12 protein-coding genes are annotated in these 16504 nt (G+C 65.2%); 9 read left to right on the top strand and 3 right to left on the bottom strand.

Annotated features, from left to right (window positions below; translation table 11 throughout):
• Positions 1 to 236: 236 nt before the first annotated feature.
• Genes T331_RS0114430 through T331_RS18495 form a run of 3 tightly spaced genes read left to right on the top strand, consistent with a single transcriptional unit; the run spans position 237 to position 4497 of the window.
• Complete coding sequence (locus tag T331_RS0114430; RefSeq protein WP_026440536.1) at positions 237 to 1355, top strand: HlyD family secretion protein; 1119 nt, start codon at positions 237 to 239, stop codon at positions 1353 to 1355.
• On the top strand, positions 1355 to 2917 hold the full coding sequence (locus T331_RS0114425) for a DHA2 family efflux MFS transporter permease subunit (protein WP_026440535.1): 1563 nt from the start codon (positions 1355 to 1357) through the stop codon (positions 2915 to 2917). The genes T331_RS0114430 and T331_RS0114425 overlap by 1 nt, the downstream gene beginning before the upstream one ends.
• A complete protein-coding gene (locus tag T331_RS18495; protein WP_051622401.1) occupies positions 2914 to 4497 on the top strand; it encodes an efflux transporter outer membrane subunit in 1584 nt (527 codons plus the stop codon). Before T331_RS0114425 ends, T331_RS18495 begins: the two co-directional genes overlap by 4 nt.
• Here the strand turns inward: T331_RS18495 and T331_RS0114415 are convergent.
• On the bottom strand, positions 4494 to 5384 hold the full coding sequence (locus T331_RS0114415; RefSeq protein WP_026440534.1) for an SPFH domain-containing protein: 891 nt from the start codon (positions 5382 to 5384) through the stop codon (positions 4494 to 4496). The two genes, T331_RS18495 and T331_RS0114415, sit on opposite strands and share 4 nt — an antisense overlap.
• An 84-nt stretch (positions 5385 to 5468) precedes the next feature.
• On the opposite strand from T331_RS0114415, the gene T331_RS0114410 reads away from it, so the two are divergent.
• From T331_RS0114410 to T331_RS0114395, 4 genes are all read left to right on the top strand, one after another.
• A complete protein-coding gene (locus tag T331_RS0114410) occupies positions 5469 to 6704 on the top strand; it encodes a DNA recombination protein RmuC (RefSeq protein ID WP_008495222.1) in 1236 nt (411 codons plus the stop codon).
• Positions 6705 to 6706: 2 nt separating this feature from the next.
• On the top strand, positions 6707 to 8374 hold the full coding sequence (locus T331_RS0114405; protein ID WP_026440533.1) for a M3 family oligoendopeptidase: 1668 nt from the start codon (positions 6707 to 6709) through the stop codon (positions 8372 to 8374).
• Positions 8375 to 8511: 137 nt separating this feature from the next.
• Positions 8512 to 9090, top strand: a complete 579-nt coding sequence (locus T331_RS0114400) for an SCO family protein (RefSeq protein WP_026440532.1) — start codon at positions 8512 to 8514, stop codon at positions 9088 to 9090.
• Positions 9091 to 9137: 47 nt separating this feature from the next.
• Positions 9138 to 10550, top strand: coding sequence for an NAD(P)/FAD-dependent oxidoreductase (locus T331_RS0114395; protein ID WP_026440531.1), 1413 nt, complete (start codon positions 9138 to 9140; stop codon positions 10548 to 10550).
• Between the two features lie 46 nt (positions 10551 to 10596).
• Here the strand turns inward: T331_RS0114395 and argJ are convergent, their stop codons facing one another.
• Both argJ and T331_RS0114385 read right to left on the bottom strand, forming a co-directional pair.
• Complete coding sequence (argJ, locus tag T331_RS0114390; RefSeq protein ID WP_026440530.1) at positions 10597 to 11826, bottom strand: bifunctional glutamate N-acetyltransferase/amino-acid acetyltransferase ArgJ; 1230 nt, start codon at positions 11824 to 11826, stop codon at positions 10597 to 10599.
• Between the two features lie 6 nt (positions 11827 to 11832).
• On the bottom strand, positions 11833 to 12744 hold the full coding sequence (locus tag T331_RS0114385; protein WP_008495217.1) for a peptidylprolyl isomerase: 912 nt from the start codon (positions 12742 to 12744) through the stop codon (positions 11833 to 11835).
• 98 nt (positions 12745 to 12842) lie between these two features.
• Here T331_RS0114385 and T331_RS0114380 point away from each other — a divergent pair, with 98 nt between their 5' ends.
• Together T331_RS0114380 and secA are read left to right on the top strand one after the other, a co-directional pair.
• A complete protein-coding gene (locus tag T331_RS0114380) occupies positions 12843 to 13694 on the top strand; it encodes a bestrophin family protein (protein ID WP_026440529.1) in 852 nt (283 codons plus the stop codon).
• Between the two features lie 84 nt (positions 13695 to 13778).
• Positions 13779 to 16460, top strand: coding sequence for a preprotein translocase subunit SecA (gene secA / locus T331_RS0114375; RefSeq protein ID WP_026440528.1), 2682 nt, complete (start codon positions 13779 to 13781; stop codon positions 16458 to 16460).
• Positions 16461 to 16504 lie beyond the last annotated feature (44 nt).

Raw genomic sequence — 16504 nt, 5'->3', positions numbered from 1 at the left:
CAGGGCTGCATATCTCTCATGCAGATCGCCACCAAGGCGGCTTCCCTTCATCGACAAGAAATGTACTGTCTGATACAGTACATTATTGTCGAAAGCTAGAGCAATATGTGTTTAGATTGACGCGGCAGCGTCAAGATAAACACATGAAATTGCTCGATAAACCATGAGTAGAGCGAGGAGGTGCAAACCCCTCTCGCGCTACTGTTAGAGACCGTCTCGAAATTACGGAGCAGCAGGTGGCGAACGAAAATGGGCAGACGGATCAGGGCCAGGATAAACCGGCCCCCACGCAGCAGAATGACGCCAACACCGAGCAGAAGCCGCGCAGCAAGCTGCCGCTGATCATCGCCGGCATCCTGCTGGTGGTGGTGGTCATTGCCGGCATGATCTATTGGCTGGCGACGATGGGCGAGGTTTCCACCGACGACGCCTATACTGACGGCAACGCCGTCTCCATGGCCACCAACACCTCCGGCTACGTCACCGCGCTCTATGTCAATGACAACAGCTATGTGCATAAGGGTGATTTGCTGGCGGTGGTGGACCCGCGCGCCAATGAGGCGCAGCTGGCCCAGGCGCAAGCCAATCTCCAGCTCGCCAACGCCAATCTCACCGCCGCCCAGGTCAATCTGAGGGAGGAACAGGTTCGCGCTCCGGCCCAGCTTGAAACCGCGCAGGCGCAGCTGGCCCAGGCCAAGGCGCAGCTCTTGGACGCGCAGCGCAATTACCGCCGGCAGCTCTCGGTGGACCAGCGCGCCACCGCCCAGACCGATATCGACCAGAGCAACACCCAGCTCGCCAGCGCCGAGGCGCAGGTGAAGCAGGCCGACGCAAATTTGAAAACCGCCTCTCTGGTGCAGGATAATATCGACACCGCCCAGCAGCAGGTGGCGCAGCGCGAGGCCGATGTAGCGCAGGCGCAGGCCAATCTGCGCGCCGCCAAAACCGCATTGTCCTACAATTATATCCGCGCCCCGCAGGATGGCTGGATCACCAAACGCAATGTCCAGCTCGGCACCTATCTGCAGGCGGGGACGCAGATTTTCTACATCGTGACCAAGGATTTCTGGGTCACCGCGAATTTCAAGGAAACCCAGCTCGCCCACATGAAGATCGGCGACAAGGTAACGATGGGCATCGATGCCTACTCGTCGATCACCCTGCACGGCCATGTACAAAGCATCCAGCAGGGATCGGGCGCCGTGTTCACCGCCTTCCCGGCCGAAAACGCCACCGGCAATTTCGTGAAAATCGTGCGCCGCGTGCCGGTGAAGATCGTCATCGATAGCGGCATGCCGGCGAACATGCCGGTGCTGCCCTACGGCATTTCCGTGACCCCCACGGTGCATGAATAATGCCCGGGGCCGCGCAGACGCGTTCGGCCAACCCGTGGGTGATCGCGCTCATCGTCACGCTGGCGGCCTTCATGGAGGTGCTGGACACCACCATCGTCAATGTCTCGCTCACCCACATCGCCGGCTCGCTCTCCGTCTCCAACGATGACAGCGCCTGGGCGTTGACGACCTATCTGGTCGCCAACGCCATCGTGCTCACTCTGTCCGGCTCGCTCTCACGGCGCATCGGGCGCAAGCGCTTCTTTCTCATCTGCATCGGCGTGTTCACCCTCGCCTCGCTCGGCTGCGGGCTGGCAATCAGCTTCACCCAGTTGCTGCTGTTTCGCGCCATTCAGGGATTTTTCGGCGGTGGCCTGCAGCCTTTGCAACAGGCCATCATTCTCGATGCCTTCCCGCCGGAAAAGCGCGCCGCCGCCTTTTCGCTCTCCGCCGTCGCCATCGTCGTCGCACCGGTGCTGGGCCCGCTGCTCGGCGGCTGGCTGACCGACACCTATAGCTGGCATCTGATCTTCCTCATCAATGTTCCCGTCGGCATCTTCACCTTTCTCGGCGTGATGAATTTCGTGCAGGATTCCGACGAGGTGAAGCGCGACAAGGAAACCGCCCCGCCGTTCGATTATATCGGCGCCATCTTCATCGCCTTGGCGCTGGGCTGCCTGGAAATCGCGGTTGATCGCGGCGAGGATTATGACTGGTTCGGCTCACACTTCATCGCCGTCATGCTGGGCATCTCCGCCCTCGCCTTCATTTTCGGCAGCCTCTACCTGCTTTATACGAAACATCCGGCGGTGGATCTGCGGGTGCTGAAGGATCGCAATTTTGCCTTCGGCTTCACCCAGATCGGCATCATGGGGCTGGTGCTCTATTCCTCGGCCGTCGTCATCCCGCAATTCGCGCAGATCGAGCTTGGCTACACCGCCACGCTCTCCGGTCTGGTGCTCGCCCCCGGTGCGGTCGTCATCATCATGCTGATCCCCATCGTGCAACGTTTGATGAAGGTGATTCCGGTGAAGTTCATCATCGCCTTTGGCGGGCTGGTGCTGGCGAGTTCGCTGTTCTACTCGATGCATCTGATCCCGCAGGAGAGTTTCGACCGGCTGGTGGAAATGCGCGCCGCGCAAACCGCCGGGCTCGCCTTCCTGTTCGTGCCCATCAGCACCGCCGCCTACTACACCTTGCCGCGCGAAATGAACGGCGACGCCGCGGCCTTGTTCTCGATGAGCCGCAACGTCTTCGGTGGCATCGGCATTTCCATCTCAACCGCCATCGTCAGCGAACGCGAGCAGATCCATCAGAGCTATATGGTCGATCATCTCAGCGGCGCCTCCACGCCCTACAACAATCTGCTCAGCCAGATCGCGCAATCGATGCAAAATCACGGCACCGCCTTCGCCAAGGCCCTGGCCGCGGCACCGGGGCAGGTGGAGCAGATGCTGGCCACCCAACGCGCCGTGCTCGCCTATAACGATCTGTTCTGGTATACTGGCCTGCTGGCCCTGCTGCTGATCCCCACGGCGCTGCTGATGTCCTCCCGTCAAGTCCGCAAGAAGAAGGCCTCATGAAACAGACCCAACGCCTCCCTCTGAGCCTCGCCTTGCTCCTCGGCGGCTGCACGCTGGGGCCGAATTTCCAGCCGCCGGCACCGCCCGCCGGCAGCGCCTACCATAACAGCGCCCCCGGCGTGGCGCGGAACGCCCCCAACCCGAACTGGTGGGCCGGCTTCAACGATCCTGTTCTCACCAGCCTGATGCGCGATGCCATCGCCGGCAGCCCCTCCTTGCAGGAGGCGCTGCTGCGCGTCGAGCAGGCACATGAGAATGTGGTCACCAGCCGCGCCGCCGGCCTGCCGACTCTGGGCGCCACCGGCTCCTTCAAGCGCGAGCAGGAAGGGCTGAAGGGCCTGGCGGAATCCGGCGGCGCCTACAGCCAGCTGAACCAGCTCGCGCAGCAGGCCAACAGCATCTCGCCCGGCAGCGGCGCCACCCTCAGCAATGGCGCCAGCAGCGCGCTGGATTCACTGGGCCAGCCGATCAATCTCTATTCCTACAGCCTCTCCTCCAGCTGGGAGCTGGATCTGTTCGGCAAGGTCCGCCGCCAGGTGGAAGCCGCCAAAGCCAATGCCGACGAGGCGAATGATGCGGCGCGGGAATCGCTGGTGATGCTGGAATCCCAAATCGCCCAGGCCTATTTCCAGCTGCGCGCCGCCCAGGCCGCACTGGCGCAGCAGCAGCAGAACGTCCAGGCCACGGCACTCACCTTGCATCTCACCCAGAGCCAGGCGGCCCATGGCCTCGCGCCGCAAAGCGATGTCGAGCAGGCCCGCACCGCCTATCTCGGCCAGCAGGCGAAACTGCCCACCTACATCAAACAGGTGGCGCAGGACATGACGCAGATCGACATCCTCACCGGGAAGCCGCCCGGCGCGCTGGATGCGCAGCTGGCGCAGGCAACACCCTTGCCGACGCCGCCCGCCTTGATCGGCACCGGCGTCCCCGCCAGCCTGGCGCGCCGCCGCCCGGATATTCGCGAGGCCGAGGATAATCTCCACGCCGCCACCGCGCAGATCGGCGTTGCCGTCGCCAGCTTCTACCCGGATATTTCGCTGACCGGCAGCGTCGGCTTCCACGCGCTGGATGCCTCCTACCTCACCAACTGGGCCAATCTCTTCTACGCTTTCGGCCCCTCGATCTCGCTGCCGATTTTCGAGGGCGGCAAGCTCTCCTCCAACCTGCGGCTGGCGCGCATCTCCCAGGCCAACGCGGCGCTGCAATATCGCGCCACGGTGCTGAACGCGCTGGCGGAGGTGGAGAATGCCCTGGTCGCCTATCGGGAGGACCAGCAGGCGCTTACCGATGCGCAAGGCACCGCCCAGGCCGCGCAGATTTCCTTCAACCTGGCGCAAAGCCGCTACCAGCACGGGCTCGCCAGCCTGCTCCCGGCCTTGCAGGCACAGGACAGTCTGGTGTCCGCCAACCAGCAGGAAATCCAGGCCCAGGCGCAGCTCGATGTCGATGCCGCCACGCTCTACACCGCCCTTGGCGGCGGCTGGCAGGAGAACGAGCAGGCGGTGACGCCGCCGCCGATCAACCCGGCCCCGCCGATTGCGCCGGGTGCGGCGGATACGCTGGCGGACCCGCGCTAAGCCTGCGGCACGGACCCAGCGGGCGGCGGTGCCTGGCGCTGCGGCTGGGCATTTGCCTGCTGGGCCGCGGCGTTCAGCGCCAGCACCTCGCCCAGCGCCTGGGTCATCGTCGTCGGCACCAGAATCGTCGCCCCGCGATCCTTGTTCATGTCGTAAATCAGCCCCATCTGGCGGATCTGCAACGCCACCGGATTGTCCTGATAGATCCGCGCCGCGTCGACAATTTGCTGGGCGATGGCGATCTCAGCGCTCGCCAGCGTCACCCGCGCCTGTTTCTCTTTCTCCGCCTGGGCGTTGCGGCTCATCGCATCGTTCAGCTCACGCGGGATTTTCACATCCCGGATCTCCACCGCGATATCCCCCAGCCCCCAGCCATCGGATTTGCGGCGGATCAGCGCCTGCAACCGCTCATCCATCGCCTCGCGGTTGGAGAGAATATCGCTCATCGTGGTGGCGGAAATCACCTCGCGCAGCGAGGTCTGCGCCACCTGGGCGATCATGTTCTGATAATCCGTCAGCTCGGTGGCGGCGCGTTTCACATCCACCACCCGCCAGAACAGGATCGAATCCATCGTCACGGACACCGCATCGGCGGTCAGCGTATCCTCGGCGGAAATCCGGGTGCTCTGCCGGCGCGTATCCACCACGGCATAGACGGTCTCGATCGCCGGGATCAGGAAATACAGCCCCGGCCCGCGCACGCCGGCAAAGCGGCCCAGCCGCAGCACCACCGCGCGCTCCCATTCCGCCGCCGTGCGCAGCGTCAGCGCCAGAATGACGGCGATGACGACGAAGACGGCGCCGATGCTGTAGGCATGCAAAACATAGCTGATGGCGACGCCGACCAGCGCGACGATAACGGCAATGACGGTCACGGCATTATTCATGTCCAGCTCCTCCGACCTTGGCCCCAGCCTAGCAGACAATAGCCCCGCCTGCGACTCGGGCGGCTTTGGTGCTAGCCTGCCGGTATGGATACGTTGCTCCCCGCCCTCGCTCTGCTCGCCGCCCTCGGCGCCCTGGTTTTCGCCGTCCTCGCCTGGCGCGCCGCGCTAGGCGCGCCACCACGCCTGAAGCTGGAGCTGGACAAGCTCCTCGCCGGCAACCGCGCCGAGGCGGAGTTCACCCGCTCGGCGCTGGCCGCCATGGAAGGCCGCCTCACCCAGGCGATCCAGAGCGGCACCACCGATGCGCTGGCGAAATCCTTCGAGCAGATCGCCGCTGCCACCCAGAATGTCGCCGCCACTATCGATGGGCTGCGCCGCCAGGCGGGCGAAGAGGCGCAGAAAACCATCCAGACCATCGAAACCCGCCTCGCCGCCATCCAGACCAGCGTGAATGAAAAGCTGCACGAGGCGGTGGAGCAGCAAATGACCGCCTCCTTCGCCCGCGTGCTGGAACAGTTCGCCCAGGTGCAGCAGGCGATGGGCGAGGTGCAATCCGCCGCCAAACAGGTCGGCGACCTCAAGCGGCTCTTCTCCAACGTAAAAACCCGTGGCGGCTGGGGCGAGGCGCAGCTGGCGGCGCTGCTGGAGCAGATCTTGCCCCCCGGCACCTACCAGCCGAATTTCGCGCTGAAGGATACCTCCCGCGAACGGGTGGATTTCGCCTTGCGCATGCCCTCGCGCGAGCTGCTCTGGCTGCCGATCGACGCGAAATTCCCGACCGAGGATTATGACCGGCTGCTCACCGCCGCCGATGGCGCGGATGCCGAGGCCGAGCGCGCTGCCCGCGACGGTCTAGCCCTGCGCATTCGCGGCGAGGCCCGCAAGATCCGCGAGAAATATATCTGCCCGCCGGAGACCGTGGATTTCGGCGTGCTTTATTTGCCCTCGGACGGGCTCTTCGCCGAGGTGGCGCGCATTCCCGGCCTGATCGACGATGTTCGCGCCCGCGAGCGTGTCATCGTGCTCGGCCCGTCTCTGCTGCCGGCCTTGCTACAGACCATCCATCTCGGCCATGTCACGCTCGACCTTGAAAAGCGCGCCGGCGAAATCGGCCAGATCCTCGGCGCCACCAAGACCGAGATGGTGAAGATGGACGACGCCCTGGCCAAGCTCGCCGCCAATGCCAGCACGATGAGCAATAATATCGAAAAAGTGCGCACCCGCACGCGGGTGATGCACCGGGTTCTGAAAACCGTGGAAGTGGTGGAGGCCGGCAGTGCCCAGGCGCTGCTCGGCCTCTCCGAAGAGAGCGAGGATTGAGCATGAAATTTTCAGACATTGAGGCAGCCACCCCAACCCGCGAGAGCCTCGCCGCCACCTACGCGGCGCTGAATGCGCGGCTGGATGAAGGGGATCTCGCCACCGCCATCAGCGAGTGGGAAGCTGCCCGCCGCGCGGCCGAGCAATGGAGCGCGCTCACCCATCTGCGCTTCGAGCAGGACACCCAGGACGAAGCCCGCAAGGCCGCGCAGGATTATCGCGACGAAATCGCCCCGGTCATCACCAGCCACGAAACGGCCTTCAAAACCCGGCTGCTGGCGCACCCGGACCGCGGCCTTGTGGAAAAACTGGCCGGCGCCCACGCCTTGCGGCTCTGGGAGACGGACATCACCACCTTTTCCCCCGCGATCGAGGCCGATCTGCAGGCGGAAGCGAAATTGCAGGCCCGCTATGTGGCGCTGCTCGCCTCGGCGAAAATCGAGATCGACGGCAAGACCACCAATCTCTCCGGCCTCGCCCCCTACCAGCAGAGCCTGAGCCGGGAGATGCGCCACAAAGCGGAGACAGCACGCTGGCGCTTCTTCGCGGAAAACGCCGCCGCTTTCGACGAGATTTACGACGAGCTGGTCAAACTGCGCACCCGGATGGCGCAAAAACTCGGCTTTTCCAGCTTCACCGAACTCGGCTACCGGCGCATGCGCCGGGTGGATTACACCGCCGCCGATGTCGCCACCTACCGCGACCAGGTGCGCCAGCACGTCACCCCGCTGGTTGCCCGGTTTTTCGAAAGCCGCCGCGCGCAGGAAGGCTGGGACAGGCTGTTCGCCTGGGACGAGCCGCTGATGGACCCGCAAGGCAATGTCGAGCCCGCCGGCGATGAAAGCTTCCTGCGCACCCAGGCGCAGGCGATGTTCGACGCCATGAACCCGGACCTGGCCGCCTTCTACCGGCTGATGAACGAGAACGGCTTTCTCGACCTCGATAACCGTCCCGCGAAAGCCCCCGGCGGCTTCTGCACCTCGTTCCCCGTCGCCGGGCTGCCCTTCATCTTCGCGAATTTCAACGGCACCCATCACGATATCGACGTATTCACCCACGAGATGGGCCACGCCTTCCAGAATTACCGCTCCCGCACCCAGCCCAGCTTCGACTATCTCTGGCCGACCTACGAATCCGCCGAGATCCATTCGATGAGCCTGGAGCATCTCGCCTACCCCTATATCGGGCTGATGGTCGGCGAGGAGAACGCCGCGCGCTACCGGCGCATGCATCTCATCCAGTCCATCGCCTTCCTGCCCTACGGCGTCTGCGTCGATCATTTCCAGCACGAGATCTACGCCAATCCACAAGCCACCCCAGCCGAGCGCCATGCAATGTGGAAGCGGCTGGAAGCGCTTTACTTGCCCTGGCGGGACTGGGGGGATCTCGCCTACCCGGCGCAAGGCGGGCGCTGGCAGGCGCAGGGCCATATTTTCGGCTCGCCCTTTTACTATATCGACTACACGCTGGCGGAATGCTGCGCTTTGCAATTCTGGGTGAAGGCAAGGGCGGATTACGCGGCCGCCTTGCAGGATTACGTCACACTCTGCGGGCGCGGCGGCTCGGAACCGTTTCTGGGGTTGGCGGCCTCGGCCGGGCTCACCTCGCCCTTCCAGCCCGGCGCGCTGGAAGAGGCGGTGCGGGCGGCGCAGATGGTTCTCGATCTGTAGCGCGAGAGGGGTTCACACCCATTCGCTCATAGTTTGGCAAGCAATTTCATGTGTTTATCTTGACGCTGGCGCGTCAAGATAAACACATATTGTTCTAAGCCTTGCCACGCGGCAGGGGCTGGCGCAGAAGCTTTCACATGCTGCGCCGGTCCCTGCTTCTCAGCCCCTTGGCTCTCGCCGCCTGCCATCATCAGCTCTCCGCCCAGGATGTGAATGTGCGCGGGCTGGTGCCTGACCTCGCCTTCACCATGACCGACACGAAAACCGGCAAAACCGTGACCGCAGCAGATTTCCGGGGCGATGTCACCCTGCTCTATTTCGGCTACACCAACTGCCCGGATGTCTGCCCGACCACCCTCTACAACCTGCAACGTGTGCAGAAGGCGATGGGCGCGGCGGCGGAGAAGGTGAAAATCCTGTTCGTCACCGTCGATCCGGACCGCGACACGCCGGGCGTGCTCAACCAATATGCGGCCTTGTTCGGCGATAATGTCATCGGGCTGCGCGGCAGCGCGGACCAGCTTTATGATCTGGCGCGGCGCTACCGGGTGGTGTTCTCGGTGGTGAAAACGCCGGTCTATACCGTCACCCATTCCGCCGCGATCTATGTGTTCAACGCCAAGGGCGCGCCGGAATTCATCATCGCCGGGCTGGACACGGCGAAGCCGGATATCGAGGGCGTGGCGCGGGATCTGCGCGAGGTCGCACAAGGTTAGTGCTGCGGCGTCATGCCATCCCGGCCGCTCTCTGTTAGCTTGCCGGCATGGATGAAGATTGGCGCAGGATCAGCCTCTGGTGGGACGGACTGGATGAACCCCTCACCCCGCGCCCGGCGCTGGCGGGTGACATCGTGGCGGACATCGCCATCATCGGCGCCGGCTATACCGGGCTCTGGACCGCCTATTACCTGAAAACCCGCGCCCCGCATCTGAACATCGCGGTGCTGGAGGCCAGGCGCGCCGGCTTCGGGGCCTCGGGCCGCAATGGCGGATGGGTGATGGGGGCGGTGCTGGGCGAGAACCGGCTGGTCGGCCATCTGCCCGAGCCGCAGCGGCGCGAAAGCTGGGCGCTGCTGCACGCCATCCCGGACGAGGTTGGCCACGTCACCGCGCGGGAAGAAATTGGCTGCGATTTCCGCAAAGGCGGCACGCTCTATTGCGCCGCGCGCTATCCGGAGCAGGAAGCCCGGCTGCGCGGCTGGCTGCACGAGCTTTACGCTGAAGGCTATCAGGAGTCAGACGCCTGGTGGCTGCCGCCGGAAGAGCTCTCCCAGCAGCTGCGCCTGCACGGCGCGCTGGGCGCGCTCTACACCCCGCATTGCGCCACCATCCAGCCGGCCAAGCTGGCGCGCGGCCTGGCCGTGGCGGTGGAGCGGCTGGGTGTGCGGATTTATGAGCATACGCCGGCCACCGGCTGGGCACCCGGCCAGGTGCGAACAGCGCAGGGCAAGGTCAGCGCCGATTGGGTGATCCCAGCGGTGGAAGGCTACGCCGCCACCCTGCCGCCGCTGGGCGCGTATCAGCTGCCGGTGCAAAGCCTGCTCATCGCCACCGAGCCGTTGCCCGCCTCTGTCTGGGCCGGCATCGGCCTTTCCCGCGGCCAATCCTTCAGCGAATTCTCCCGGCAAGTCACTTATGGCCAGCGTACGGCGGATGACCGGCTGGTTTTCGGGGCGCGCGGCGGTTATCGCTTCGGCGGCAGGCTGCGCACAGATTTCACCCTTACCGACGCCGAGGAAGGGCTGCGCCTTCATCTGCTCACCGATTTGTTCCCGCAACTGTGCGATGCCAAAATCACGCATCGCTGGGGCGGCAATCTCGGCATGTCCCGGCGGTTTCAGCCGCATATGCTGCTGGACCGGCGCAACCGCATCGCGCTCTCCGGCGGCTATGGCGGGGAGGGTGTCGGCGCCGCCAATCTCGGTGGCCGCACCTTGGCCGACCTGATCCTGGGGCAGGAGACACCGGAGACGCGCCAGCCCTGGGTCATCCAGGACCGCGCCATGCGCCAGGCCTTGCGAAGCTGGGAGCCGGAGCCGCTGCGCTGGCTCGGCTATAACGCCATCATCGCCAGCTTCACCCATGAGGACCAGGTGCTGGCCAACCCAGCCAGCCCGCCCTGGCGCCGCCAGCTCGCCCAGGCCCTGGCCGCGCGCATGGAAGGGCTGATGCGCTGAGCCGGTTACAACATCTCACAAAAAAGGCCCCTCGCGGGGCCCTGTGTCAGCTCCGGTAGGAGCCGTTAATGTCGATATAGCCGTGGGTGAGATCGCAGGTCCACACCGTGGCATGGCCCTCGCCCAGCCCGATATCGACCACCAACTCGATCTCGCGGCCTTTCATATGCGCCACCACCGGGGTCTCATCATAGCCCGGCACCACGCCGCCAGCCTTGGCCATCCAGACACCGCCAACCGCAACACCGAGCTTATCGCGGTCCGCCGGCTCGCCGGCCTTGCCGACCGCCATGACAATCCGGCCCCAATTCGCGTCCTCACCGGCAATGGCGGTTTTCACCAAAGGCGAGTTGGCGATGGCGAGCGCGATCTTCTTCGCCGAGGCATGGCTCACCGCGCCTTCGACCTTGATCGTCACCAGCTTCTGCGCGCCTTCGCCGTCGCGCACCACCAGCATCGCCAGCTCATGCAGCACCTCATGCAGCGCACGGCGGAAATCCGCCAGCTGGCCGGGGTCTTCGGTCGGCTTGTTGCCGGCGGCACCGGTCGCGAACAGCAGCACCGTGTCCGAGGTCGAGGTATCGGAATCGATGGTCACGCAGTTGAAGGTGCCCTCCACGCTCTTGCTCAGCATCGCCTGCAGGGCGCTGGCGGGAATGGCGGCATCGGTGAAAATGAAGCTCAGCATCGTCGCCATGTCCGGGGCGATCATGCCCGACCCCTTGGCGATGCCGTTGATCCGCACCTCAACGCCGCCCAGCTTGGCGGTGCGGGTGGCGCCTTTCGGGAAGGTATCGGTGGTCATGATCGCCTTCGCCGCCTCGGCAAAGCGATCCTCGGTCAGATCCGCCTTCAACTGATCCATCACCGCGACGATCCGCTCCGCCGGCAAGGGCTCGCCGATCACCCCGGTGGAGGCCAGGAACACCTCGCCGGTCTGCGCCCCCAGCGTGGCGGCGGCGGCCTTTGCCGTCGCCTCCACCGCGCGCGCCCCGGCGGCACCGGTAAACACGTTGGCATTGCCGGCATTCACCACCAAAGCCCGGGCAGTGCCGCCGGGCAGCACCTCCCGGCACCAGGTGACGGGCGCGCCGGGGCAGAGATTTTTGGTAAACACCCCGGCAACGCTGGTGCCCTCCGCCAGCTCGGCCAGCAGCACGTCGGTTCGCCCTTTATAACGAACCCCCGCCTCCGCGGTCGCCAAACGCACACCGGCGATCGGCGGCAGCTTTGGCATCGGGAGCGCCAAGGGCGAGACGGGCAGCTGGCCGGCCATCGCGGCTTACTTGCTCTTGTCGGCGCCGGCCGCGGGCGCGGCGGGGGTCTGCGGCACCGGCTTTCCATCCGGCCCGAAGACCTGGATCTTCACCTGGCCGCGCACCTGATCCAGCACGTTCTGCACCGCCTGGTCGGTCAGCTTCTGGCGGATATCCTGCTGCACATCGGCGAGCGCCGGGGTCGGCGCGGTGCGGTGGCCTTCATTCAGGATCACGTGCCAGCCGAACTGCGTCTGCACCGGGGTCTTGGTGTACTCGCCCTTCTTCAGCGCGAAGGCGGCATCGGCGAAGGCCGGCACCATCTCATCCTTGGAGAACCAGCCGAGCTCACCGCCATTCTTGGCGCCGGGGTCGATGCTGTCCTTCTCCGCGAGCTTGGCGAAATCCGCGCCCTTGTTGAGCTGCTTGATGATGTCCTCGGCCTCGGCCTTGGTCTTCACCAGGATATGGCGGGCATCCACCTGCTCCGGGCCGGGCTTGTTGGCGTAATGCTGGTCGTAATAGGCCTGCACGGCGGTGTCGGTCACCTGCGCGGCGACCGCCTTCTGCACATAGGCGTTTTCCAGCTGGATATTGGCGGCATCCTGCATGCGCTTGGCCACCTCGGGGTCCTTCTGCAGGTCCTCCTTCTGGGCGGCGATCAGCAGCGCCTTGCGGTCGATTTCCTGGTTGACGAGCATCGGCAACAGCTGCTCGGGCGGCAGTTGCTGGGCCTGCGGCGGCAGGCTCTGCGCGTCGGCCTGGATTTCGCTCATATGGATCGGCGAGCCGTTCACGGTGGCGACCACCGGGTTGGCATCAGCCGGGGCGGCGGGGGCGGCAGCCGGCGCGGCGGGCGCGGTGGTTTGCGCATACGCGGCCGGCGCGGCCAAGGCCAGCGCAAGAGCCAGAGCGGAGAGCGTGGACGAATGGCGCATCTATAGAAAACCTTATTTTGCGATGCCGCTCCTATGAGCCAAAGCCCCGCGCCCGGCAAGACTGGCCCCGGGCTGGCGTCCGGTGTAGGAGGCCGGCCATGATTGTCCGCCCCCGGCCCACCGGCTTTGGCCTGATCTTCCTGCTGCGCGGCTCGGTGCTGCCGACCATCGCCCCCCGGCTGATCTTCATCGGGCTGATCGCCATCCTCGCCGTGGGGCTGCACCATCTCTGGCCCGGCCTGATCGGCGTACCCAGCCCAGCGCCATTCACCATGCTGGGGCTCAGCGTGCCGATCTTCCTCGGTTTCCGGAACAATGCCTGTTACGATCGCTGGTGGGAGGGGCGCAAACAATGGGGGGCGCTGATCGCCGCCTCACGCAATTTTCTGCGCGACCTCACCGCCTTGCTGCCGGCGGAAGACCCGCTGCACCGCCAGGGCGCGCGCCTGACCGCCGCCTTCGCCAGCCAGCTCCGCCACGAGCTACGCGGCACCGCCCCGGCCAAACCCGGCCGCCTGCTGACCGAGCTGGCGCATCATTTCGGCGCCCGCCAGCGCGACGGGCGGATCTCCGACATCACCTACCGGCTGTTTTCCGACCATCTCGGCACCATGGCCGGCATCCAGAGCGCCTGCGAGCGGCTGCGCGGGGCGCCGATGCCCTTCGCCTATTCGCTGATGCTGCACCGTATGGTCTGGCTGTTCTGCATCCTGCTGCCCTTCGGCATGGTGGACACGCTGGGTATCTGCACCCCGGTCCTCAGCCTGACCCTGGCCTATTCCTTCCTGGGGCTGGATGCGCTGGGCGAGGAGCTGGAAGCCCCGTTCTCCGACACCGCCAACGGCCTGCCTCTGGATGCGATGGTCCGCGCCATCGAGATCGCCGTCGCCGAGGCGCTGGGCGAAACCCCGCCGGAGCCCTTGGCGGCCAAGGATTTCGTGCTGCTCTGAGGCGCGGTTATTTGACCCTGCCTGCCCCCGCGACTATGTCAACGCTCGTCCTTTATCATCAGCCGTGCGGATTTTCTGTCCATCATGCTCTCCAGCCTCGCCCGCGCCGTTTTCGGCTCCAGCAATGACCGCGCCCTGAAAAGCTTCAAGCGCCGGGTCGCCGCCATCAATGCGCTGGAACCCGCCCTGCAGGCGCTGGACGATGCCGCCCTGGCCGCGAAAACCGCCGAATTCAAGGCCCGGATCGAAGCCGGGGAGAGCCTGGACGAGCTGCTGGAGGAAGCCTTCGCCGTGGTCCGCGAGGCCTCGCGCCGGGTGCTCGGCATGCGCCATTTCGATGTGCAGCTGATCGGCGGCATGGTGCTGCATGAGGGCCGCATTGCCGAAATGAAGACCGGCGAGGGCAAGACCCTGGTCGCCACGCTGGCGGTCTATCTGAACGCGCTCGCCGGCAAGGGCGTGCATGTCGTCACCGTCAACGATTATCTGGCCAGCCGCGACGCCCAGCAGATGGGCCAGCTCTACGGCTTCCTGGGCCTGTCCACCGGCGTCATCATTCCCGCCGTGGAGGAGCAGCACCGCCGCGCCGCCTATGCCGCCGACATCACCTACGGCACCAACAACGAATTCGGTTTCGATTATCTGCGCGATAATATGAAGTACCGGCTGGAGGACATGGTCCAGCGGCCCTTCTTCTACGCCATCGTCGATGAGGTCGACTCGATCCTGATCGACGAGGCCCGCACCCCGCTGATCATCTCCGGCCCCTCGGATGAGCCCACCGGCCTCTACGCCCAGGTGGATACGGTGGTCGAGGCCTTCCTCGCCCGCGGCCAGTTCGCCGAGGACGGCAAGCATGAATATTACGAGAAGGACGAGAAAGCCCGCACGGTGAACATGACCGAGCTGGGGGCCGAGACCGTCGAAGAGATGCTGCAGCAGACCGGCCTGCTCACCGGCGGGCTGTATGACCGCAGCAATGTCGCCCTGGTCCATCACGTCCAGCAAAGCCTGCGTGCCCGCACCCTCTTCGCCCGCGATGTCGATTATATCGTCCGCGACGGCAAAATCGTCATCATCGACGAATTCACCGGCCGCATGCTCGAAGGCCGCCGCTATTCGGATGGTCTGCACCAGGCGCTGGAAGCCAAGGAGCGGGTTGAGGTTCAGCAGGAGAACCAGACGCTCGCCTCCATCACCTTCCAAAATTATTTCCGCCTCTACCCCAAGCTCTCCGGCATGACCGGCACGGCGATGACCGAGGCGGACGAGTTCGAGCAGATCTACAAGCTCAGCGTCGTCGAAATCCCCACCAACGTGCCGGTGGCGCGCGACGACCAGCATGACGAGGTCTATCGCTCGGCGGCCGAGAAATACGAGGCGGTCGCCAGCCTGATCCAGGAATGCCGGGAGCGCGGCCAGCCAGTGCTGGTCGGCACCACCTCGATCGAGAAAAGCGAAATCATCTCCAACCTGCTCACCGCCAAGGGCATCCAGCACAGCGTGCTGAACGCCCGCTTCCACGAGCAGGAAGCCAAGATCGTCGCCCAGGCCGGGGCGCCGGGCGCCATCACCATCGCCACCAACATGGCCGGGCGCGGCACCGACATCAAACTCGGCGGCAATTACGAGATGCGCCTGGCGCTGGAGCCGGATATCGACCCCGCCGTCCTGCGCGCCGAGATCGAGGCCAACCATGCGCTGGTGAAAGCCGCCGGCGGCCTCTTCGTGATCGGCACCGAGCGCCATGAAAGCCGGCGCATCGACAACCAGCTGCGCGGCCGCTCCGGCCGACAGGGCGACCCCGGCGCCTCGCGCTTCTTCCTGTCGCTGGAAGACGACCTGATGCGCATCTTCGGCTCCGACCGGATGGGCGGCATGCTGCAGAAACTGGGGTTGAAGGATGGCGAGGCGATCATCCATCCCTGGATCAACAAGGCATTGGAGAAGGCGCAGAAGAAGGTCGAAATCCGCAATTTCGACATGCGCAAGAACGTGCTGAAATATGACGACGTGATGAACGACCAGCGCAAGGAGGTCTACGCCCAGCGCCGGGAGTTCATGCGCGCCGAGGATGTCTCGGACATCGTCACCGAGATGCGCAATGATGTCATCGCCGCGATGGTCGAAAACCGCGTGCCGGAAAAAGCCTTCGCCGAGCAATGGCAGACGACGGAGCTGGCGGCGGACATTGCCCGCGTGCTGGGGCTGGATCTGCCGATCGCCGACTGGGCGGCGGAAGAGGGCATTGACGAGGTGCATCTGCGTGAGCGCATCGAGCAGGCCGCCGCCGAGGCCGCCGCCGCCAAGGCCACCGGTTTCGGCCCGCAGCTGACCGCCTATATCGAGAAATCCGTGCTTCTGCAGACGCTGGACACAGTCTGGAAGGAGCATCTGCTCGGGCTGGATTATCTGCGCCAGGGCATCGGGCTGCGCGGCTACGGCCAGCGCGACCCGCTGAATGAATATAAGCGCGAAGCCTTCTCGATGTTCGCCGCGATGCTGGACGATCTGAAGGAGCGCGTCAGCGTGGCGATGGCGCATGTGAGCGTGCAGATGCCGGCCGAGCCGCAGGCCGAGGCGACGCAGGAGCTGCACCCAGCCCCCGGCGCCCCGGCGCTGAGCGACCCGGTGGTGGAAGGCTTCTCCTCGGACGAGGTGGACCCCGCCCGCCCCGAAACCTGGGACGCCACCCCGCGCAACGCCTTCTGCCCCTGCGGCTCCGGCAAGAAATACAAGCACTGCCACGGGCGCCTCGGCGCCTAAACAGTTAGAGCAATATGTGTTTAGGTTGACGCGACAGCGTCAAT

The sequence above is a fragment of the Acidocella facilis ATCC 35904 genome (assembly GCF_000687875.1).
Taxonomy (GTDB): domain Bacteria; phylum Pseudomonadota; class Alphaproteobacteria; order Acetobacterales; family Acetobacteraceae; genus Acidocella; species Acidocella facilis.
This window is presented reverse-complemented; position numbering and strand designations above follow the sequence as displayed.